Here is a 21,917-nt window from a genome sequence, read left to right as displayed (position 1 = left end):
GGTCAGTTCTCCCGCCAGACGCTGATCCGCCAGCGTGCGATCCAGCCGAAGAGCAGGCCGAAGGCCAGACCGGCCAGGGTGAGGGTGAGCAGCAGGATCCAGCCGCGGCCCAGGCCCATCGCGGCGCCCTCGGGCGCGGGCGAGGCGGAGGCCAGGTCGACGGTCAGCTCCAGCGGCAGGCCGGGGTCGGCCTGGACGCCGGCCTGCGGGGCCAGCGAGTTGCTGACGACCAGGCAGACGGTGGTCTCCGGCTTCTCCTTGGAGTCCTTCGAGGCGGTGGGGCTCGCGGTGACGTAGCCCTTGGAGTCGTCGGTGGACCAGCGCAGGCCGGTGGAGGCCACGTCGGTGCGGCCGCTGCCGGCGTCGGTGCCGCGGACCAGTTCCTGCCCGGTCGCGCTGGTGGCCTGGAGCAGCACTCCGTAGTCCCTGGCCACCGGCCGGTCGAGGGCGACGCTGACGGAGGCGCGCAGCTCCTGGCCGGACTTGACCGGGACCTTGTAGACGCGGTGCTCGGAGAACTTCTCGCGGTCGGTGTAGACGCCGGGGGCGAGCACGGGGGCGTTCTCGCACTTGTCGGTGCCGGCGGTCTTGACCGGGGCCACCGTGTAGGTGTCGTTGGAGCGGTCGACCAGCTGCTTCACCTTGTCGGTGAGCTGCTCCTGGGTGCGCACGTCGGTGTAGGTTCCGCCGGTCGCGTTGGCGATGCAGAGCAGCTGCTGGCGGGTCTTGTCGTCGTGGGCCAGGCCCAGGGTGTCGACCACCAGGTGGATGCCCTGGGAGGCGAGCTCGCGGGCGACGTCACAGGGGTCGGGCGGGGTGCAGGTGTCCTCGCCGTCGGTGATCAGCACCACCCGGCGGGTGGTCTCGCCCTTGCCGAGGTCCTGGGCGGCGCCGCGCAGGGCCAGGCCGATCGGGGTGAAGCCGGTGGGCCGCAGGGTGGCGACGGCGGTCTTGGCCTCGACCTTGTCGGTCTTGCCGACCGGGTAGAGCTGCCTGGTGTCCAGGCAGCCCTGGGCCTTGTCGTTGCCGGGGTAGGTCGCGCCGAGGGTGCGGATGCCGAACTCGGTCTCCGCGGGCAGCGCGTCGATCACCTCGTTCAGCGACTGCTGGGCCACCGAGATGCGGCTCTTGCCCTGGATGTCGGCCTCGCGCATGGAGCCGCTGACGTCCAGGACGAGATCGACCCGGGGGGCCTCCCTGGGCGCGGTGGCGGCGCCGGCTGATGGTTCGTCGGCGTGGGCGGGCAGGCCGAGGAGCAGCGAGGCTCCCGTTATCGCCAGTGCCGCCAGCAGGCTGCCGAGCCTGGTCTGTGGTCGTCGTCCGGTAGTCACCCGCCGATCCTAGGGATCATCAGTTCGCCGTGGCGAAACGAGCCCGGATCGTGCCTCGACCCGCTCGGGCGTGAACTCCGGCGCGTGAAGGGGGAGTCGATGCTCACGCCGGTCCTACCCGGGCTGGATAGCCTGCTGTGGGCAACGGGCCGGAGCGGGGGCGTGATGGAGCTGACAGCGGTCGGGAAACGGTACGGGCGGGGCGGGCCCTGGATCCTGCGCGGGGTCGACCTGGCCGTCGGGCCGGGTGAGTTGGTGCGGATCGCCGGGCGGAACGGGAGCGGCAAGTCGACGCTGCTGCGGCTGGCCGCCGGGATCGAGCGGCCGAGCACGGGCCGGGTGGTGCGGCCGGGAGCGACGGCGTACGTGCCCGAGCGCTTCCCTCCGGCGCTGCCGTTCGACGCCGCCTCCTACCTGCTGCGGGTGGGCCGGGTGCACGGGCTGTCGGCGGAGCGGGCCCGGCAGCGGGCGGGGGAGTGGCTGGACCGGTTCGGCATCGCGGACCGGGCGGGCACGCCGCTGAGCCGGCTGTCGAAGGGCACCTGCCAGAAGGTCGCGGTCGCCCAGGCGCTGCTTCCCGAGGCGCGGGTGCTGCTGCTGGACGAGGCCTGGACCGGGCTGGACCCGGAGGCCAGGGCGGTGCTGGACGAGGCGGCCGCCGAGCGGGCGGCGGCGGGCGGCACGGTGCTGTTCGTCGATCACGACCCGGCCCGGCTGGCCGGGCTGACCAGCGCCGCCTACCTGGTCGGCACGGACGGCGCGGTGCGGGCCGTCGAGGCGCGGGCGGCGGAGCCGGTGCGGGACGGCGGACCGGTGATGGCGGTCGAGGTGGACGTCCCCGACGGTGCCCCGCTGTCCGCGCCGCTGCCGGGGGCGCCGGAGGTCACCGCGCTGGCCGGGACGGCGGTGCGGCTGGTGGTGCCGGCCGCGCACTCGGACGCGTTGCTGCGCCGGCTGCTGCTGGGCCGCCCGGCCGTCCGGGTGCTGGCGGTGCGCCGGCTCGGGGAGGGGGAGCGGTGACGGCGCGGATCGGCGCGCTGACCCGGTACCACCTGGAGCTCCTGCTGCGCTCGCACGCCTGGCTGCCGCCGTTCCTGGCGTACGCGCTGCTGATGGTGGTCGGGGTGGCGGCGGGCGACCCGCTGCTGGGCAGCCTCGGCCTCGGTGCGGGGGCGCTGCTGCCGGTGAGTGCCTGGTACGTGCGCGGTGTGCTGGGTGCGGAGCCGCCGGCCTCGCGGGCCTGTCTGGTGGCGGCGGCGGGCCCGGTCCGGGTGCACCTGGGCGCGCTGCTGGCGGCGCTGACGGCGTCGCTGGTGCCGGCGGTCGGTCAGGTGGCGGTGGTGTGGTGGACCAGCGGGGCGGTGGCCGACCCGGGGGCGCCGCGGCACCCGGAGGCCTGGTCGGCGGTGCTCGCCGGGCTGACGGCCTCGGTGGTCTGCGCGCTGCTGGGGGTGCTGGCCGGGGCGCTGGCGAACCGTCCGGTGCCGGTCCGTCCGCAGTACGGCATCCCCGCGACGCTGGCGCTGGCCACGCTGCTGGTGGTGGTGCCGGCCTCGCCGGCCAACGCGGCGGTGAGCGGCCTGGTGTCGGCGGCCAGGACGGGCCGGATCGCCGTGCCGTGGACGAGCCTGCTGCTCGCCGTCGTCCTGCTGGCCGCGGCCGGTGCCGGGGTGGCGGTGCTGGCCGGGCGGCGGCCGGAGTGACGGTCCGGCAGGAGTCGGCGGGAGCGGCCGATTCCGGCAATGGCGGACACACCGCAGCGAAGAGTCGATACATATGCATAGCACTCGTTAGGGTGATGAATCAGGCCACCGGTGCCACCGCCTCGGCGGCCGGACCCGGCCGGCCTGTCCGACACCCTGGAAGGACCCCGCAGTGAGCAACCTCTTCGCGATCGCCTACCCGGACCTCGCCACCGCCCAGGCGGTGCGCGACGAAGCGGTCGGGCTGCAGAAGCAGAAGCTGATCGAGCTGGAGGACGCGGTCGTCGTCGAGCGTCGCCCGGACGGCAGGATCAAGCTGCACCAGCAGGTCAGCACCACCGGTGCGGGCGCCGCGAGCGGGGCGCTCTGGGGCGGGGTCATCGGCCTGCTCTTCTTCATGCCCCTGGTGGGCGCGGCGGTCGGCGGCGCCACCGGGGCGGCGATCGGCGCCTCCACCGACATCGGGGTGGACGACGACTTCATGCGCCAGGTGGGCGAGCACCTCCAGCCGGGTACCGCCGCCGTCTTCCTGCTGGTGCGCAAGGCGACCGCCGACAAGGTCGTCCCGGCGCTGGCCCGCCACGGGGGCCGGATCATCCAGACCTCGCTCTCGGCCGAGGCCGAGGCCGAACTGAAGGCGACCGTCGACGCCTCCCGCGCCCAGACCGCCGTCTGACCCGCTCCGCCTGACCGCCGCTCCCGTCGGGGCGGACCGGCCCCCGTCGCCCGGTCCGCCCCGACCGGCATCCCCCGGCCGGCGGCGCCGGGCCCTTCGCTCCCCCAGGACGGTCCGTGGCGACACCCTCCACCGCGCCGAGATCCGCCGCCGGGCCGCGCCGTCCGGTGCCGACCAGGCGCACCACCGAGCTGGTGCTGGTGGTCGCCGCCGTCCTGACCGCCGTGTTCGGCTACGTCGAGGTCGGCGTCAACCTGGACGGCCGCGTCCCGGCCGACGCGGCCGAGTACGGCGCGGCGCTCGGGGTGCTCGCCCTGGCGGCGCACGCCGTCGTCCGGTGGCGGGCCGGGTTCGCGGACCCGCTGCTGCTGCCGATCGCGGTGCTGCTGAACGGGATCGGGCTGGTGGTGATCTACCGGCTCGACCGGGCCACCCCGGGGCGGGGCGCCGCCTCCACCCAGCTGCTCTGGTCGGCCCTGGGGGTCGCGCTGTTCATCGCGGTGGTGCTGCTGGTGCGGGACCACCGGCGGTTGCGGCGCTACGCCTACAGCGGGGCGCTGGTGGCGCTGGTGCTGCTGGTGCTGCCGATCTTCTTCCCGCCGGTGTACGGCTCCCGGATCTGGATCGTGGCCGGGCCGTTCTCCTTCCAGCCGGGGGAGTTCGCCAAGATCCTGCTGGCCGTCTTCTTCGCGGCCTACCTGGCGGTGCACCGGGACGCGCTGGCGCTGACCGGCCGCCGGGTCTGGCGCTGGCAGTTGCCGCGCGGGCGGGTGCTGGGGCCCGTGCTGCTGATCTGGGCGGCGTTCGTCGGCGTCCTGGTGCTGGAGACGGACCTCGGCACCTCGCTGCTCTTCTTCGGCCTGTTCGTGGTGATGCTCTACGTGGCCACCGCGCGCACCGGCTGGATCGCGATCGGGCTGGGCCTGGCCGCGGTCGGGGCGGTGACGGTGGGGTGGCTCTCGCCGCACGTGCACAGCCGGGTCGCGGACTGGCTGGACCCGCTGGGCTCGATCGCGGCGGGGAAGGGCGCCAACCAGATCGCCCAGTCGCTGTTCGCGTTCGCCTGGGGCGGCGAGCTGGGCACCGGGCTCGGCAACGGGCACTCGGTGCTGATCGGCTTCGCCGCCAAGTCGGACTTCATCCTGGCCACCATCGGCGAGGAGCTCGGGCTGGCCGGGCTGATCGCGGTGTTCCTGTTGTACGCGGCGCTGGTCTCGCGGGGCTTCAGGACGGGCATCGCGCTGCGTGACCCGTTCGGCCGGCTGCTGGCGATCGGGCTGGCCGCGATCGTCGGCCTCCAGGTGTTCGTGGTGGCGGGCGGGGTGCTCGCGCTGATCCCGCTGACCGGGATGACCATGCCGTTCATCGCCCAGGGCGGCTCCTCGGTGGTCACCAACTGGATCATCGTCGCGCTGCTGGTGAGGATGAGCGACATCGCGCGCAGGCCCGTGCCGGGGGAGGCCTGATGGCGCGCACCAGGCCCGGGGGCAACGGCCCGCAGGGGCTGCCCGGCATCTCGGTCACCGGGCGCCGGGCGGGCACCTTCTGCCTGCTGCTGGTCGCGGCGCTGTGCGCGCAGGCCACCAGGGTGCAGGTGTTCCAGGCGAGGGACCTCGGCCGCAACAGCGCCAACCAGCGGCTGACCATCGAGCGGTACGCCCAGCCGCGCGGCGACATCGTGGTCGGTACGGAACCGGTCACCGGCTCCGAGCCGACCGGCGGCCGGTACGCGTACAAGCGCCGCTACTCCGACGGCCCGACGTACGCGGCGGTCACCGGCTTCGCCTCGCAGGCGTACGGCACCACCCAGCTGGAGGGGACCGAGGACGAGCTGCTGACCGGCACCGACGGCCGGCTGGCGGGCTGGTCGGTCTGGGACGCGGTCGCCCGCCGGCAGAACCCCGGCGGGGACGTGTACACCACGCTGGACCGGGCCGCCCAGGAGGCCGCGATGAGCGGGCTCGGCAGCCAGAAGGGCGCGGTCGCCGCGATCGAGCCGGCCACCGGGCGGATCCTGGCGCTGGCCAGTACGCCCTCCTACGACCCGGGCGCCTTCGCCGGGCACGGCGCCGCCGACCAGGAGGCCTGGAACCGCCTCCAGGCCGACGCCGACGAGCCGATGCTCAACCGGGCGCTGCGCCAGACCTACCCGCCGGGCTCGACCTTCAAGGTGGTCACCGCCGCGGCGGCGCTGGCCGGCGGGGTGGTCACCGACCTCGACGCGCCGACCGGGGCGCCCTTCCCGTACGTGCTGCCGGGGACGACCACGCCGCTGGTCAACGACACCTCGTCCTGCGACCGGGCGGGCCTGTCGCTGGCCGCCGCGATGACCGCCAGCTGCAACAGCGTGCTGGGCTACCTGGGGGTGCGGACCGGGTCGGACCGGATGGCGGAGACGGCCGGGAACTTCGGCTTCAACGACGCGAAGCTGGACGTCCCGGTGCGCGCGGCCCGGTCGAACTTCGACACCCGGACGGACGACTCGCAGCTGGCGCTCTCCTCGATCGGGCAGTTCGACACGGCGGCCACCCCGCTGGTGATGGCGATGGTCGCGGCCGGGATCGCCAACGACGGGACGGTCATGCGTCCCCAGCTCGTGGACCGGCTGACCAGGAGCGACGGCACCACCGTGCAGCTGATGAAGCCGTCCGTGTACCGGCGGGCGACGACCCCGGCGGTGGCCGGACAGGTGCGGAAGCTGATGACCGACGTGGTGGAGAACGGCACCGGCGGCAACGCCAGGATCGCCGGGGCCGTGGTCGGCGGCAAGACCGGGACGGCCCAGCACGGGGTGGACAACAGCGGGACGCCGTACGCCTGGTTCATCTCCTGGGCGGCGCCGGCCGGCTCGGCCGCGGTGCCGCCCGTCGCGGTGGCCGTGGTGGTCGCGGACAGTGACGCCACGGACGTCACGGGTGGCGCGCTGGCCGCGCCGATCGCCCGGTCGGTGATGCGGGCGGTGCTCGGCGGATGACCTCCACCGGCGGGCTGAGCTGCTGCTTTAACGTCCTGGAGGTGAATATGCCGTCTACGAAGTGTCCGATATGCACATCGATATGCGCCAATTCGGACAATGCGCCGGTTGGGACTGTTCGTTTGCGACACTGGTGTTTTCGCGGGGTACTGTCCCATGTTTGTTCGGTTGGTCCCCGATGACACCCCCTGGCACGTCGGGTGACCGAATGCCAGGACACCCTCCCCGCCCAGAAGGACCGCAGTTTTGGCCAGCAACACCATCGGTGCGCGTCTGCTGCGACGCAAGCCCGTCTCGACACTGATCGCGGAATCCGAAGGCAGGGACGCCCTCCCGGCCGGTGCGCCCGAGGAGGGCGGGCGCTCCGGCATCCACCTGCGCCGCTCGATCGGCCTGTGGCAGCTCTCCTCGATCGGCATCGGCGCCACCATCGGCACCGGCATCTTCTTCGTGCTGAACACCGCGGTGCCCTCGGCCGGCCCGGCCGTCATCCTGTCCTTCGTGATCGCCGCGGTCACCGCGGGCCTCACCGCGCTCTGCTACGCCGAGATGGCCTCCGCGATCCCGGTCTCCGGCTCCTCGTACTCCTACGCCTACGCCACCCTCGGCGAGGGCGTCGCCTTCGGCGTCGGCATCTGCCTGCTGATGGAGTACGGCGTCTCCGCCTCCGCGATCGCGGTCAGCTGGGCCGAGTACCTGAACAAGTTCCTCGACCTGGCCTTCGGGGTCAGCATCCCCGAGCAGCTGTCCGGCGCGCCGGACGCCACCCACTGGTTCAACCTGCCGGCCCTGCTGCTGGTCCTCATGGTCTGCGTCCTGCTGGTCCGCGGCGTGAGCGAGTCGGTGAAGGTCAACGCGGCCATGGTCGCGACCAAGATCGTGATCCTGCTGCTGTTCATCGGCATCGCGCTCACCGGCTTCCAGTCCGGCAACCTGACCCCGTTCATGCCGCTCGGCATCGGCGGCGTGCAGGTCGCCGCGTCCAGCATCTTCTTCTCGTTCATCGGCCTGGACGCGGTGTCCACCGCCGGCGAGGAGGTCAAGAACCCGCGCCGCACGCTGCCGCTGGCGATCATCATCTCGCTGGTCGTGGTGACCCTGCTCTACATCCTGGTCGCGCTCGCCGGGGTCGGCGCCCAGCCCTGGCAGAAGTTCGACGGCCAGGAGGCCGGCCTCGCCCAGATCCTCCAGAACATCACCGGCCAGAGCTGGCCCGCGATGCTCTTCGCGATCGGCGCGGTCCTCTCGATCTTCAGCGTCACCCTCGTGGTGATCTACGGCCAGACCCGCATCCTGTACTCGATGGGCCGCGACGGCATGCTGCCCAAGCGCTTCGCCGAGCTCTCCCCGCGCACCGGCACCCCGGTCTGGAACACCATCGTGGTCGGCCTCGGCGTGGGCGCGCTGGCCGCGTTCATCCCGCTGCGGGTCCTGGCCGACATCACCAGCCTCGGAACGCTCATCGCCTTCTCGGTGGTCTCCGTCGGCGTGATCGTGCTGCGCCGCACCCAGCCCGACCTGCCGCGCGGCTTCAGGGTGCCCGGCTACCCGGTCGTCCCGCTGCTCAGCATCGGCTTCTGCGTCTACCTGATCACCGGCCTGCACGCCGACACCTTCCGGGCCGGCGCGATCGCCCTCGTCGTCGCCGTGGTGGTCTACTTCGGGTACAGCATGAAGCACTCCCGGCTGGGGCAGACCGAGCGGCAGGCGGTGCCCGCGGACGGCTCCGACCGCACCGCCGACTGACCGGCAGACGAATCCCACGTGAAGGGCCGCCGACCGCCACGACACCCGGCGGCCCTTTTCGCGCCATCGCCGGACCGGTGTCCGAGACCATGGCGACAGCGCCCCGCCCCCGCCCATAACCTTCCACCATGGTGAGCACCCGCACGCCCGGCTACCTCCGCCCGCGCGGCCGCTTCACCGGCCGGGGCAGAACACCGGCCCAGACCCCCGCGACCGAGGCGTCCTCCGGACCCGGGCGGCGGCCGCGCGGCTTCTCCGTGCGGCCCTTCCCCCGGCAGCGCGGCGAGAGCACGTTTCCGCCCACGCCCAACCGGCTGAGTGCCGCCGGACTCGCCCGGCTCGCCTCGATGCGGACCGTCCACCTGCTCGGCTGCCTGGTCGCGGCCGGCTGGGCCGCCGCCTTCCCGCTCGTCTCCGACCTGCCCAACCAGCGGCAGTGGGGCCTGATCGCGGCCCCCGCCTACGCCCTGGCCGGACTGCTCTGCGTGACCCTGCCGCGGCGCTTCGCGGCCCGTGCCGCCGCCGGGGTCGCCCTGGCCGGCGCCGTGCTGGCCCCGCTCGGACTGCTCGCCCTGACCGGCCGCCACCAGTCCGAGGTCATGGTGGTCGAGCGCTCGGCCCACCTGCTGCTCACCACCGGCACCCCGTACCTGCCGCACCCGGTGGTGGTCACCGACTACAACCCGTACCTGCCGGCGATGTCCTTGTTCGGGATGCCGCGCCAGCTGCTCGGCGACTCCACCGCCTTCGCGCGGGTCGCCGGGGACGCCAGGATCTGGTTCGCGCTGACCTTCTTCGCCTGCCTGCTGGCCGCCTGGCGGCTGCTGCGGCCCGCCCGACCCGGCAGCGGCGACCCGCGCGCGCCGCTGCTGCCGCTGGCCGTCCTCACCGCCTCGCCGCTGATCGCGCTGGCCCTGGCGGTCGGCGGGGTGGACCTGCCGCTGATCGGGGTCTGCTGCCTGGCCATGGCGCTCGCCGAGCGGGACCGTACGGTCGGCGCCGGACTGGTGCTCGCCCTCGCCTGCACCCTGAAGTGGACGGCCTGGCCCGCGCTGCCGGTGGCCGTCCTGCTGCTCTGGCGGCTGTACGGCCGCCGGCCCGCCGCCAGGACCGCGCTGATCGGCGCCGGTGTGAGCACCGTCGTGATCCTGCCCTCCGCGCTGGCCCATGCGGGCGCGCTGCGCGAGCAGGTGGTGCGCTTCCCGCTCGGGATGACCGCGATCCGCACCCCGGCGGGCAGCCCGCTGCCCGGCAAGGTGCTGGCCGGCGTCGGGCCGACCGGGCACGCGATCTCGCTCGCGCTGATGACCGTGGCCCTGGTCGGGGTGGCGATCTGGCTGCTGGCCCGGCCGCCGGTCTCCGCGATCGGCGCGGCCGACCTGCTGGCCGCCGGACTCGCGATCGCCTTCATGCTCGCCCCGGCCGGGCGGTTCGGGTACCTGGCCCTGCCGGTGGTGCTGGTGATCTGGCCCCGGCTGGCGGCCGGACGCTGGAGCAGTCGGCGCCCCGCCCCGCCGGACCGGGTGCGGGGGAGACCGCAGCCCGCCGTGCCGAGGGCCTGAGGGCCCGAGGGTCCGAGGGCCGAGCGGGAAAGGCCGGGGCCCGCCCGGCCGAGGGGCCGGGCGGGCCGGGAGGAGCCGTGGCTCCGGGGCTCAGCGGCCGCCGGCGGCCTTCAGGATGGAGGCGACGGCCGGGCCGGCCGCGTCCACGCCGTGGCCACCGCCCTGCACCTCGGAGGCCACCGCGAGGTTGCCGCGGTAGGCGGTGAACCAGCTGTTGGTGACGTCGACCCCGGCGACCTCGGCGGAGCCGGTCTTGGCGCCCGCGTTGTCGGTGATCCCGGCCATCACGCCCTGGGCGGTGCCGCCGGTGGCGGTGGCCGCCATCATCGCCTTCAGCTTGCCGGCCACGTCCGGGGAGAGCGGGCGGGCGGCCTTCTGCTGCGGCAGGTCGGCGACCAGGATCGGCTGCTTGAACTCGCCGTTCTGCACGGTGGCGGTGACCGAGGCGATGGCCAGCGGGTTCATCTGGACCTTGCCCTGGCCGATGTAGTTCATCGCCTGCTCGTCCTTGCTGCCCGGCGTCGCCGGCACCTTGCCGTCGGCGTTCGGCAGGCCGGTCTTCCACTCCAGGCCGATGCCGAACACGTCCTTGGCGATGCCGGACAGCGACTCGGGCTTGAGGCTGGTCAGACCCTGGTTGATGAAGGCCGTGTTGCAGGACATCATGAAGTCCTGCTGGAGCGTGTTGTTCGGGAAGGCACCCGGGAACGAGTTCGGGATCGGGTGCGCGTTGCTGCTCTTCTCCGGACAGGCCACCACGGTGTCCGGGTTGACCCCGGCCTCCAGCAGTGCCGCCGAGGTGACGATCTTCATCGTCGAGCCCGGCGCGAGCAGCCCGGTGAAGGCCCGGTTCTGGCCGTTGGCCGGAGAGTTGGCGAAGGCCAGCACCTGCCCGGTGCTCGGCTCGATCGCGACGACGGAGCCGGGCTTGCCGCCCAGGTCGGTCATCGCCTTCTCGGCGGCGGCCTGGAGGGTGTTGTCGATGGTCAGCTTGAACGGCTTGCCGGGCTTCGGCTCGACGATGGTGAACAGCTTGTCCTGGGCGCCCTTGCCGGCCGGGTCGGAGATCACCACGGCGCTGCCCGCGTCCTGGTCCTTGTTCGGGTCCGGCGGCAGCAGCTTGTTGGCGTTGTCCTGGAGGGTGCTCATCAGCGCGGGGGTGATCGAGGCGCCCTGGACCGCCTTGCCGTTGCGGTCGACCACGGTGGACGGCGGGGCGAAGACCGGCTGGACGGCGATGGTCTCGTTGCCGGACAGGTGGGGGTGGACCACCGACGGGGCCCAGTGCACGGCCGGGGTGTCGTCGCTCATCTTCACGACGCCCAGGAAGCCCTGGTAGTCCCAGGCCCGGCTGGTGCCCGCGAACTCGGCGCGCGCCTTGTACGACATCAGCGTGCCGGTGGGCCCGGGCGTGGCGGTGGCGGACGGCGAGTCACCGGCGCCCGGCGTGCCGCTCGCGCCCGGCGTCGCGGAGGCCCCGGCGGACGGCTTGGCGGCCGGGGCCGGGGTGCCGGTGGCGGCGGAGAAGACCTGCTGGGTGGTCGGACCGAACGGGGTGAGGGTCAGCGCGCTCGGCTTGACCTGGTCCCTGAACGCGGTGAGACCGGCGGTGGCCGCGGCCGGGTCGTCGGTCAGCGAGGCGGCCTTGGCGATGTCTCCGGCGGCCCAGGCGGTCAGGAAGTCCTTCAGACCGGCTGTCGCCTGATCGGCCGACGGGGGATCGGCGACCACCGTCCGGGGCTTCTTGCCGCCGGACCCGCCCGAGTCGCTCATCAGGCTGTACGCGCCGTAGCCGCCGCCCGCGAGGACGGCGATGGACACGCCGGTGATGATGCCGATCTTCGCGCCACTGCGCATGGTGCAGCTCCCCCAGGGGTCTCGCGGCGGGGCGCAACCGGCCGGTGCCGGAAACGCGGTACCCCCCCACCCTAGGCAGCGCGGATCGGTGCGTCGGCGAATCGCCGGGGACTTGTGACGGATCTGGTACGTGTCGTGCACCGCATGCGGACGATTCGCGGGAATCCGGTGTTCACCGGCCCCGGATCAGATCCAGGTGTTGAACCACATCCGGCGGCGCCAGTCCTCCAGCGGAATGGTCTGCCCGGTGAAGAGCGGGTAGAAGAACAGGAAGTTCCAGACGATCAGCAGGATCAGCAGACCGGCCGCCGTGGAGCCGATGATCCGGCGGTCCCGGGAGGCGCCGGCCGGTCCGATCAGGGCGCCGATCAGCATCGTCACCGCGAGCACCAGGAACGGGACGAAGACCACCGCGTAGAAGAGGAAGATCGTCCGCTGCTGGTAGGCGAACCAGGGCAGGTAGCCGGCCGCCAGGCCGCAGAGCAGCGCCCCGGCCCGCCAGTCCCGCCGGGCCGCCCAGCGCCACAGGCAGTAGGCCAGCGCCGCGATGCCCGTCCACCACAGCAGCGGGGTGCCGATGCCCAGCACCTCGCGGGCGCAGTCGGCGGCCGTGCAGCCGGACTGGCCGAACTTGGGGGACTCGTAGGAGAAGGACACCGGGCGGCCCAGCACCAGCCAGGACCACGGGTTGGACTGGTAGGTGTGCGGGTCGCTCAGGCCGACGTGGAAGTCGTAGACCGTCGAGTGGTAGTGCCACAGGGCGCGCAGGCCCTCGGGTATCCACGGGAAGTCGGTGGAGCGGCCGACCGCCCAGTCCCGGCCCCAGCCGCCCTGGCCGGGGGCGGTGCTGCTGGCGAACCAGCCCCACCAGGACCCGACGTAGACCGCGATCGAGACCACGACGACCGACACGAAGGCCGGCACCACGTCCCGGGCGAGCACCGCCAGGAACGGGCGCGGGGCGCCGGCCAGGCGGCGGGCGCCGACGTCCCAGAGCACGGTCAGCAGGCCGAAGGCCGCCATCACGTACAGGCCGCTCCACTTGGTGGCGCAGGTCAGCCCGATGCAGACGCCGGCCGCGATCCGGTACGGGCGCCAGCCCAGGTTCAGCCGCTGGGCCGGCCCCGGGTCCGCGATCCCGCCGAGCCGGGCGGCCAGCACCCCGCGGGTGCGGTCGCGGTCCAGCAGCAGGAAGCCGAAGGCGGCGAGGGTCCAGAACATCACCACCAGGTCGAGCAGGGCGGCCCGGCTGAGCACCAGGTGCAGGCCGTCCACCGCGAGCAGCAGGCCCGCCACGCAGCCCAGCAGGGTGGAGCGGAACATCCGGCGGGCGATCCTGGCCACCATCAGCACCGACAGGGTGCCGAGCAGGGCCACCGCGAACCGCCAGCCGAAGGGGTTCATGCCGAACAGCTGCTCGCCCGCGCCGATGATCCACTTGCCCACCGGCGGGTGCACCACGTACGAGGGCGTCGCCCGGTACGGGACGGCCGCGCCCGGCGTCATGATCGTGGCGTTGGCGTCCTCCGGCCAGCTGATCTCGTAGCCGCCGTGCCAGAGCGCGTAGGCGTCCTTGGCGTAGTACGTCTCGTCGAAGATGATCGCGTGCGGCTGCCCGAGGCCGGTGAACCGCAGGAGGCCGGCGAACACCGCCACCGCGACCGGGCCCAGCCAGCCGGCCCAGCGGCAGAGGAAGTACCACAGGCCCTGCGGCAGCGAGACGCCCAGCCGCAGCAGCAGCGGCGACTGCGGCACGTCCGGGGGCGTCGTCCGGGGGCCGTCCGGCATCGGCGGCACCAGGCGTTCGGTGAGCGTCGCGACGGGGCGGGCCGCGTAGCCGTACCGGGCCAGGCGTTCGCGCCAGCCGGCGGGCCCGGCCTGTGGCGGGCGCGGGGACGGCAGGCCGACGCCGCCGTGCGCGGAGTGGTCTGTACCAGTGGGCGTCTGCGCCGCCGTGTCGCCGTTCATCCGCCACATCGTAGGGGCGCTCCTCGCACGTGTGTCCGCTCCCTCGGAAGCTGACCGAATCGTCACCAAAAGCCCCCGCCGGCGGGGAGCTGCAAGGATGGGGCCCGTGACAGGAGTACTCGTTCTCGCAGGCACCCCCATCGGCGACGTCTCGGACGCCCCGCCCCGGCTCGTCGACGAACTGTCCACGGCGGACGTCATCGCGGCCGAGGACACCCGGCGGCTGCGCCGGCTCACCCAGGCACTCGGCGTGACCCCGACCGGGCGGGTGGTCTCGTACTTCGAGGGCAACGAGGTCGGCCGCACCCCCGAACTGGTCGAGGCGCTGCTCGGCGGCGCCCGGGTGCTGCTGGTCACCGACGCCGGCATGCCCTCGGTGTCCGACCCCGGCTACCGGCTGGTCGCCGCCGCCGTGGCCGCCGACGTCAAGGTCACCGCGGTGCCTGGCCCCTCGGCGGTGCTCACCGCGCTCGCGCTGTCCGGACTGCCGGTGGACCGCTTCACCTTCGAGGGCTTCCTGCCGCGCAAGACCGGGGACCGGGCCAGGCAGCTCGCCTCGGTCGCCGCCGAGCCGCGCACCATGGTCTTCTTCGAGGCGCCGCACCGGATCGCCGAGGCGCTGGCCGCGATGGCCGAGGCGTTCGGGCCGGAGCGGCCGGCCGCCGTCTGCCGCGAGCTCACCAAGACCTACGAGGAGGTCAAGCGCGGGCCCGTCGGCGAGCTGGCGGCCTGGGCGGCCGAGGGCGTCAGGGGAGAGATCACCGTCGTCGTCGCGGGCGCCCCGCCGGCCGCGCCCGAGGAGCTGACCCCGGCCGAGCTGGCCCGGCTGGTGGCCGTCAGGGAGGAGGCCGGGGAGCGGCGCAAGGAGGCCATCGCGGCCGTCGCGGCGGAGCTCTCGCTGCCCAAGCGGGAGGTCTTCGACGCGGTCGTGGCGGCGAAGCGGGAAGGCCTGGGGGGAGGCCCGGGAAAGGAGTGAATTCCGGGGGTTGCGTTGCTCACGGGGAGTCGTACCGTGGAGAGAAGGCCCCGGTAAACACCCACCGAGCTGAAGTTTCGGTCGCGGTTGGCGGTCCTGGAGAGGCCCTGCGTATAGGGCTTCCCAACCCGCATCCAAGTCTTCACAAGTGGGGCATCGGCCGAGGCGGTCCGGGCATTTCCTGGTAGGGAAAGACCCAGCCGGACGAGCGTCCGGCGGGCGCTGGGAGACGGCTATGAGCGAAGTTGTCGGTAGCCCCCGAAGCGGCAGCGCACTGAGCACCGCCGGCCTGGCCGGCAGGCCGCACGCTCCCGTCGAGACCGTACGGGAGGCCTACTCCTTCGCGTGCCTGCGCTGCGGGTACGGCTGGGAGCAGGCGTACGACATCGAGCACCACGTGGCCAAGGACGGGCACGTCGTGTTCGAGTACCACGCCAACGGCGTCCGGGTGCCGTCCCCGCTGCTCAAGCCCACCTGCCCCGGGTGCGGCGGCCACACCGTGCGGATCATGCGCGAGGGCCGGGTGGCCTCCGCCGACCAGGCCTGGCAGCACGCCCCCGGCTACCCGGCGCACGCCGAGCCGGCCGGGACGCCCCCGGTGCCCGAACCCGTCCGGCCGCGCGGACGCTGGGCCCGGTTCTGGTCGCGGCTGCTGGGCTGACACCGGGGCGACGAGGAGGACCGCCCCCGGCCGGGAAACAACTCGGTCGAGGGCGGTCCGCGCGCCCGACTAAACTTTCCGACCATGGCGGCCACTGCAGACCACAGCACCACCGGGGCGAGCGCCCCGGCGTACTACGTTTCCACCCCGATCTACTACGTCAACGATCGCCCGCACCTGGGCCACGCGTACACCACCGTGGCGGGCGACGTCCTCACCCGCTGGCACCGCCAGCGCGGCGAGAAGGTGTGGTACCTGACCGGCACCGACGAGCACGGTCAGAAGATCATGCGGACCGCCGAGGCCAACGGCGTCAGCCCGCAGGAGTGGTGCGACAAGCTGGTCGAGGAGGCCTGGAAGCCGCTCTGGCGGCACCTGGAGATCGCCAACGACGACTTCATCCGCACCACCGAGGAGCGGCACACCGCCCGGGTGCAGGAGTTCGTCCAGGACCTGTTCGACAAGGGCGAGATCTACAAGGGCGGCTACTCCGGCCCGTACTGCGTCGGCTGCGAGGAGTTCAAGCTCCCGGCCGAGCTGCTCGACGGCGCGACCGCGGACGAGAAGCTCTGCGCCGTGCACAAGCGGCCGGTCGAGTGGCTGGAGGAGGAGAACTACTTCTTCCGCCTCTCCGCCTACGGCCCGCGGCTGCTGGAGTTCTACGCGGCCAACCCGGACTTCATCCAGCCCGCCTCGGCCCGCAACGAGGTGCTGCGCTTCGTCGAGCAGGACCTCAAGGACCTGTCGATCTCCCGCTCCACCTTCGACTGGGGCGTGCCGCTGCCCTGGGACGAGAAGCACGTCCTGTACGTGTGGGTGGACGCCCTCCAGAACTACATCACCGCGGCCGGCTACGGCAGCGACCCGGAGCGCTTCGCCGAGCTGTGGCCGGCCTCGGTCCACCTGGTAGGCAAGGACATCCTGCGGTTCCACGCGGTGATCTGGCCCGCCATGCTGATGGCCGCGGGGCTGCCGCTGCCCAAGCGGGTCGTGGCCAACGGCTGGCTGATGGTCGGCGGCGAGAAGATGTCCAAGTCCAACCTGACCGGCATCGCGCCCACCGACCTGACCTCGCACTTCGGCGTGGACGCGTACCGCTACTACTTCCTGCGCGCCATCCCGTTCGGCACCGACGGCTCGTTCTCCTGGGAGGACTTCACCGCCCGGTACACCTCCGAGCTGGCCAACGACTTCGGCAACCTGGCCTCCCGGGTCGCCGCGATGGTCGGCAAGTACTTCGACGGGGTGCTGCCCGCCGCCACCGCCGCCGGTGACGCCGAGCAGGCCGTGGCCGACGGGCTGACCAGGGCTGTCGGGACGGCCGACCGGAAGATCGGCGAGGAGCTGGACTTCGCCGGCGGCCTCGCGGCGATCTTCGAGTTCGTCAAGCAGGTCAACGGCTACCTCACCGAGCAGGAGCCCTGGAAGGTCGCCAAGGACGACTCGGCGGAGGGCCGGGCGCGCCTCGCGACCATCCTCTACACCGCCGCCGAGGCGCTGCGCGCCACCGCCGTGCTGCTCAACCCGGTGATGCCGACCACCGCCGAGAAGCTGTGGGACTCGCTGGGCGCCGAGGCCGCCGGGCTGGGCGCGCTCTCCGCGCAGACCGTCGCCACCGTGGCGGACTGGGGCCGGCTGCCCGTCGGTGCCACCGTCACCAAGGGCGAGATCCTCTTCCCGCGCCTCGAAGAGAAGCCGACCGCCTGACATGGCGGCCAAGGACGACCGGTCGACCCCGCCGCCGCTGCCGGAACCCCTGGCGGTGGCGGTGGCCGACTCCCACACCCACCTGGACATGCAGTCCGGCACCCCGGCCGAGGGCCTGGCGAAGGCCGCCTCGGTCGGGGTCACCACGGTGGTCCAGGTGGGCTGCGACGTGCCCGGCTCGCGCTGGGCCGCCGACCTGGCGGCGCAGTACGAACAGGTGCACGCGGCCGTCGCGCTGCACCCCAACGAGGCGCCGCGGATCTTCCTCGGCGACCCGGACGACTGGTCCGGGCAGCGGCGGAAGGCCGGCGGCGCCGCCGCGCTGGACGAGGCGCTCGCCGAGATCGACCGGCTCGCCGCGCTGCCCCAGGTGGTGGCGGTCGGCGAGACCGGCCTGGACTACTTCCGCACCGGCCCCGAGGGCGTGGAGATCCAGAAGGAGTCGTTCCGCCGGCACATCGAGATGGCCAAGCGGCACGGCAAGGCCCTGGTCATCCACGACCGGGACGCCCACGAGGACGTCATCGCCGTCCTCCTGGAGGAGGGCGCCCCGGAGCGGACGGTCTTCCACTGCTACTCCGGCGACGCGCAGATGGCCAGGACCTGCGCCGAGCACGGCTGGTACCTCTCCTTCGCCGGCCCGGTCACCTTCAAGGCCAACCAGCCGCTGCGCGACGCCCTGCTCGCCACCCCGCAGGACCGGATCCTGGTCGAGACCGACGCCCCGTTCCTCACCCCGCACCCCTACCGCGGGCGCCCCAACGCCCCGTACCTGATCCCGGTCACGGTGCGCGCGATGGCCGCCACCCTGGGGCTGGCCGAGGACGAGCTGTCCGCGGCCATCGCGGCGAACACGGCGCGGGCCTTCGGGTACTGAGCACCGCTCCGAGGGGGCCGTTCCGGATCGGCGGGTCCGGGCGGCACCCCGTGCGCCCGTATCCTTGGCGCGTGAGCACCACCGACCCCACCCCTGACAGCAGCCCCCAGCCTCCGGCCGGGGGGACCCCCTTGCTGGGCAGCGCCGACATCCGGGAGCTGGCGGCAGCGTTCGGCGTGAAGCCGACCAAGCAGCGCGGGCAGAACTTCGTCATCGACGGCAACACCGTGCGGCGGATCGTCCGGGCCGCCGACGTGACGGAGCAGGACGCGGTGGTGGAGGTCGGGCCCGGGCTCGGCTCACTGACGCTCGCGCTGCTGGAAGTGGCGCGGCACGTGACGGCGGTCGAGATCGACCCGGTCCTGGCGCAGCACCTGCCGGACACCGTCGCGGCCCGGATGCCCGGCAAGGCGGACTCCTTCGACCTGGTGTTCAGCGACGCCATGGAGGTCACCGAGCTGCCCGGCCCGGCGCCCACCGCGCTGGTCGCCAACCTCCCGTACAACGTCGCCGTGCCCGTCCTGCTGCACATGCTGGCGACCTTCCCCAGCATCGAGCGGACCCTGGTGATGGTGCAGAGCGAGGTCGCCGACCGGCTCGCCGCCAAGCCGGGCAGCAAGGTGTACGGCATCCCGTCGGTCAAGGCCAACTGGTACGCCGAGGTGAAGCGGGCCGGCGCCATCGGGCGGAACGTGTTCTGGCCCGCCCCCAACGTCGACTCCGGGCTGGTCTCGCTGATCCGCCGCGAGCCGCCGCAGACCACCGCAAGCCGCGCGGAGGTGTTCGCCGTCGTGGACGCCGCGTTCGCCCAGCGGCGCAAGACCCTGCGCGCCGCGCTGGCCGGCTGGGCGGGCTCCGCCGCCGGGGCCGAGCAGGCGCTCGCGGCCGCCGGCATCGACCACAAGCTGCGCGGCGAGATGCTGACGGTGGAGCAGTTCGCCGCGATCGCCGAGCACAAGCCGAAGGCCGGGGACGCGTGATCACCGTACGGGTACCGGCCAAGGTCAACGTCCAGCTGGGGGTCGGCGGGCTGCGCGCCGACGGCTTCCACGACCTGGCCAACGTCTTCTTCGCCGTCGCCCTCGGTGACGAGGTCACCGCCTCCCCGGGGGAGGGCGTGACGCTGAGCTGCACCGGTCCCGACGCCGCCGTCGTCCCGCTCGACGACAGCAACCTCGCCGCCCGCGCCGCCCGGCTGCTCGCCGCCCGCCACGGCATCGCCGACCCGGGCGTGCACCTGCACATCGCCAAGGCCATCCCGGTGGCCGGCGGCATGGCCGGCGGCAGCGCCGACGGCGCGGCGGCCCTGCTCGCCTGCGACGCGCTCTGGCAGCTGGACACCCCCGTCGAGACGCTGCTGGAGCTGGCCGCCGAACTCGGCTCCGACGTGCCGTTCGCCCTGGTCGGCGGTGTCGCGCTGGGCCGCGGCCGGGGCGAGATCCTGGAGCCGCTGGCCGTCGAGGGCACCTTCCACTGGGTCTTCGCGGTCGCCGAGGGCGGCCTGTCCACCCCCGCCGTGTTCCGCGAGTGCGACCGGCTGCGCGAGGAGGCCGGCACCGGCTCCGGCGACACCGACGTCCCCACCCCGGACGCCGACCCGGCGCTGCTCGCCGCGCTCGCCGAGGGCGACGCCGTCGCCCTGGCCACCGCGCTCACCAACGACCTCCAGCCCGCCGCACTGTCGCTGCGCCCCTCGCTCAGGGCCACCCTGCGGGCCGGCACCGAGGCGGGCGCGCTCGGGGCGCTGGTCTCCGGATCCGGGCCGACCTGCGCCTTCCTGGTCAAGGACGCCGAGGCGGCCGCCGCGGTGGCCGAGGCGCTGCGGGCCTCCGGCACCTGCCGGACCGCGCACGCCACGCACGGGCCGGTGCCGGGGGCGTCCGTGGCGGGCTGACGCGGTGATGGTGTTCCGGCAGGCCCATTAGGCTGGGGAGATCGGGGTGTCCCGAGAGGGGCGCCCGGCCGTCGAGCGGCGGGCCGCCCCGCGACCGCCGAACCCAGGAGCGCTGCACACGTGGCCGTCAACCTCGCCACCATCGAGTCCGTCACGAAGGTCTACGGGACCCGCGCTCTGCTGGACGCGGTCAGCCTGGGCGTCAGCGAGGGCGACCGGATCGGCGTCGTCGGCCGCAACGGCGACGGCAAGACCACCCTGATCCGGATGCTCGCCAAGCTGGAGGAGCCCGACGGCGGCCGGATCACCCACTCGGGCGGGCTCCAGATGGCCGTCCTCACCCAGCACGACTCGCTCGACCCCGAGGCCACCATCCGGCACGAGGTGATCGCCGACCGGGCCGACCACGAGTGGCTCGGCGACGCCCGGATCCGCGACATCATCGAGGGCCTCTTCGGCGGCCTCGACCTGCCCGGCTTCGCCGACGGCCTGGACACCGTGATCGGCCCGCTCTCCGGCGGCGAGCGCCGCCGGATCGCCCTCGCCAAGCTGCTGCTCGGCTCGCCCGACCTGGTCGTCCTCGACGAGCCCACCAACCACCTCGACGTCGAGGGCATCAACTGGCTCGCCGACCACCTCAGGAAGCGCCGCTCCGCGCTGGTCTGCGTCACCCACGACCGCTGGTTCCTCGACCAGGTCTGCACCCGGATGTGGGACGTCCAGAACGGCGAGGTGCACGAGTACGAGGGCGGCTACTCCGACTACGTCTTCGCCCGGGCCGAGCGCTCCAGGATCGAGGCCGTCGAGGAGCAGAAGCGCCAGAACATGGCCCGCAAGGAGCTGGCCTGGCTGCGCCGCGGCGCCCCCGCCCGTACCTCGAAGCCGCGCTACCGGATCGAGGCGGCCAACGCCCTGATCGCGGACGTGCCGGAGCCGCGCGACAAGTCCGAGCTGATGAAGTTCGCCAACGCGCGGCTCGGCAGGACGGTCTTCGAGCTGGAGGGCGTGACCGTCAAGGCCGGCCCGAAGCTGCTGCTGGACAACCTCACCTGGCAGCTCGGCCCCGGCGAGCGGATCGGCCTGCTCGGCGTCAACGGCGCCGGCAAGACCTCGCTGCTGCGCGCCCTGCGGGACGCGTACGCCTCGGAGGGCGACGTCCAGCCGGCCTCGGGCGTCATCAAGGTCGGCAAGACCGTGCGACTGGCCTACCTGTCGCAGGAGGTCGTCGAGCTGGACCCGGCCATCCGGGTGCTCCAGGCCGTCGAGCAGGTCCGCTCGCGGGTCGACCTCGGCAAGGGCCGGGAGATGAGCGCCGGCCAGCTGTGCGAGCAGTTCGGCTTCGGCAAGGACAAGCAGTGGACGCCGGTCGGTGACCTGTCCGGTGGCGAGCGGCGCCGGCTCCAGCTGCTGCGGCTGCTGATGGACGAGCCCAACGTGCTGTTCCTGGACGAGCCCACCAACGACCTGGACATCGAGACGCTCAACCAGCTGGAGGACCTGCTCGACGGCTGGCCCGGCTCGATGATCGTCATCAGCCACGACCGCTTCTTCATCGAGCGCACCACGGACACCGTCCACGCGCTGCTCGGCGACCGGAAGATGCGGATGCTGCCGAACGGCGTGGACGAGTACCTGGAGCGCCGCGCCCGGATGGCCGCCGCCGCTGCTTCGGCGGCTTCGGCCGCCTCCGCGGCCTCCGCCTCCTCGACGGCCGCGGGCGCCTCCGACGACGGGGGCGCTGCTCCCGCGCTGTCCGGCGGGGACCTGCGGGCGGCGAAGAAGGAGATGCAGAAGCTGGAGCGGCAGATCGCCAAGCTGGACGAGAAGGAGTCCAAGCTGCACACCCAACTCGCCGAGCACGCCGCCGACTTCTCCAAGGTCGCGGAGCTGGACGGGCAGCTGCGTGCCGTCCGGGACGAGAAGGAGGAGCTGGAGATGAGCTGGCTGGAGCTGGCCGAGCAGGTCTGAGACCGGGCGTTCGGCAG

At 73.4% G+C, this 21,917-nt stretch carries 17 protein-coding genes; 14 read left to right on the top strand and 3 right to left on the bottom strand.

Translation table 11 applies throughout. The features are described 5' to 3' along the window. Positions 1-2 precede the first annotated feature (2 nt). A complete protein-coding gene (locus tag ACZ7C5_RS33635; RefSeq protein WP_401091576.1) occupies positions 3-1,331 on the bottom strand; it encodes a VWA domain-containing protein in 1,329 nt (442 codons plus the stop codon). 165 nt (positions 1,332-1,496) lie between these two features. On the opposite strand from ACZ7C5_RS33635, the gene ACZ7C5_RS33630 reads away from it, so the two are divergent. The 7 genes from ACZ7C5_RS33630 (at position 1,497) to ACZ7C5_RS33600 (ending at position 9,992) form a co-directional block, all read left to right on the top strand. Continuing rightward, on the top strand, positions 1,497-2,351 hold the full coding sequence (locus tag ACZ7C5_RS33630) for an ATP-binding cassette domain-containing protein (RefSeq protein ID WP_401091673.1): 855 nt from the start codon (positions 1,497-1,499) through the stop codon (positions 2,349-2,351). Continuing rightward, positions 2,348-3,034, top strand: a complete 687-nt coding sequence (locus ACZ7C5_RS33625; protein WP_401091574.1) for an ABC transporter — start codon at positions 2,348-2,350, stop codon at positions 3,032-3,034. The genes ACZ7C5_RS33630 and ACZ7C5_RS33625 overlap by 4 nt, the downstream gene beginning before the upstream one ends. A gap of 172 nt (positions 3,035-3,206) precedes the next feature. After that, entirely contained in the window at positions 3,207-3,710 is a 504-nt protein-coding gene (locus ACZ7C5_RS33620; protein WP_401091573.1) for a DUF1269 domain-containing protein, read from the top strand. 116 nt (positions 3,711-3,826) lie between these two features. Further along, positions 3,827-5,176 (top strand): FtsW/RodA/SpoVE family cell cycle protein, encoded by a 1,350-nt coding sequence (locus ACZ7C5_RS33615; RefSeq protein ID WP_470324144.1) that lies wholly within the window; start codon positions 3,827-3,829, stop codon positions 5,174-5,176. Continuing rightward, positions 5,176-6,684, top strand: a complete 1,509-nt coding sequence (locus tag ACZ7C5_RS33610; RefSeq protein ID WP_401091569.1) for a penicillin-binding transpeptidase domain-containing protein — start codon at positions 5,176-5,178, stop codon at positions 6,682-6,684. The genes ACZ7C5_RS33615 and ACZ7C5_RS33610 overlap by 1 nt, the downstream gene beginning before the upstream one ends. Positions 6,685-6,930: 246 nt before the next feature. Continuing rightward, a complete protein-coding gene (locus ACZ7C5_RS33605; RefSeq protein WP_401091567.1) occupies positions 6,931-8,430 on the top strand; it encodes an amino acid permease in 1,500 nt (499 codons plus the stop codon). A gap of 128 nt (positions 8,431-8,558) precedes the next feature. Continuing rightward, positions 8,559-9,992, top strand: coding sequence for a glycosyltransferase 87 family protein (locus ACZ7C5_RS33600; RefSeq protein WP_470324143.1), 1,434 nt, complete (start codon positions 8,559-8,561; stop codon positions 9,990-9,992). Between the two features lie 90 nt (positions 9,993-10,082). On the opposite strand, the gene ACZ7C5_RS33595 is transcribed toward ACZ7C5_RS33600, so the two are convergent. After that, positions 10,083-11,849 (bottom strand): penicillin-binding transpeptidase domain-containing protein, encoded by a 1,767-nt coding sequence (locus tag ACZ7C5_RS33595; protein WP_470324142.1) that lies wholly within the window; start codon positions 11,847-11,849, stop codon positions 10,083-10,085. Between the two features lie 186 nt (positions 11,850-12,035). Further along, entirely contained in the window at positions 12,036-13,817 is a 1,782-nt protein-coding gene (locus ACZ7C5_RS33590; protein ID WP_470324141.1) for a dolichyl-phosphate-mannose--protein mannosyltransferase, read from the bottom strand. A 106-nt stretch (positions 13,818-13,923) separates the two neighbouring features. On the opposite strand from ACZ7C5_RS33590, the gene rsmI reads away from it, so the two are divergent. The 7 genes from rsmI to ACZ7C5_RS33555 all read left to right on the top strand — a co-directional run bounded on the left by rsmI (position 13,924) and on the right by ACZ7C5_RS33555 (position 21,900). Further along, positions 13,924-14,793, top strand: coding sequence for a 16S rRNA (cytidine(1402)-2'-O)-methyltransferase (gene rsmI / locus ACZ7C5_RS33585; protein WP_401091559.1), 870 nt, complete (start codon positions 13,924-13,926; stop codon positions 14,791-14,793). Between the two features lie 235 nt (positions 14,794-15,028). Beyond that, a complete protein-coding gene (locus ACZ7C5_RS33580; RefSeq protein WP_401091558.1) occupies positions 15,029-15,454 on the top strand; it encodes a hypothetical protein in 426 nt (141 codons plus the stop codon). Positions 15,455-15,538: 84 nt separating this feature from the next. Continuing rightward, a complete protein-coding gene (metG, locus tag ACZ7C5_RS33575; protein ID WP_401091556.1) occupies positions 15,539-17,161 on the top strand; it encodes a methionine--tRNA ligase in 1,623 nt (540 codons plus the stop codon). 1 nt (position 17,162) lies between these two features. Then, the gene (locus ACZ7C5_RS33570) at positions 17,163-18,038 is read left to right on the top strand and encodes a TatD family hydrolase (RefSeq protein WP_401091554.1); all 876 of its coding nucleotides are present in this window, start codon (positions 17,163-17,165) and stop codon (positions 18,036-18,038) included. 71 nt (positions 18,039-18,109) lie between these two features. Further along, complete coding sequence (gene rsmA / locus ACZ7C5_RS33565) at positions 18,110-19,018, top strand: 16S rRNA (adenine(1518)-N(6)/adenine(1519)-N(6))-dimethyltransferase RsmA (protein WP_401091552.1); 909 nt, start codon at positions 18,110-18,112, stop codon at positions 19,016-19,018. Further along, complete coding sequence (locus ACZ7C5_RS33560) at positions 19,015-19,932, top strand: 4-(cytidine 5'-diphospho)-2-C-methyl-D-erythritol kinase (protein WP_401091550.1); 918 nt, start codon at positions 19,015-19,017, stop codon at positions 19,930-19,932. The genes rsmA and ACZ7C5_RS33560 overlap by 4 nt, the downstream gene beginning before the upstream one ends. A gap of 120 nt (positions 19,933-20,052) precedes the next feature. Further along, positions 20,053-21,900 carry an ABC-F family ATP-binding cassette domain-containing protein gene (locus tag ACZ7C5_RS33555; RefSeq protein WP_470324140.1) on the top strand — a complete coding sequence of 616 codons (1,848 nt, stop codon included), beginning with the start codon at positions 20,053-20,055 and terminating at the stop codon, positions 21,898-21,900. Positions 21,901-21,917: the final 17 nt, after the last annotated feature.

The organism is Kitasatospora sp. NPDC036993 (assembly GCF_055607525.1).
The sequence above is the reverse complement of the archived record's forward strand: the minus strand, read 5'-3'. Positions and strand labels throughout refer to the sequence as shown.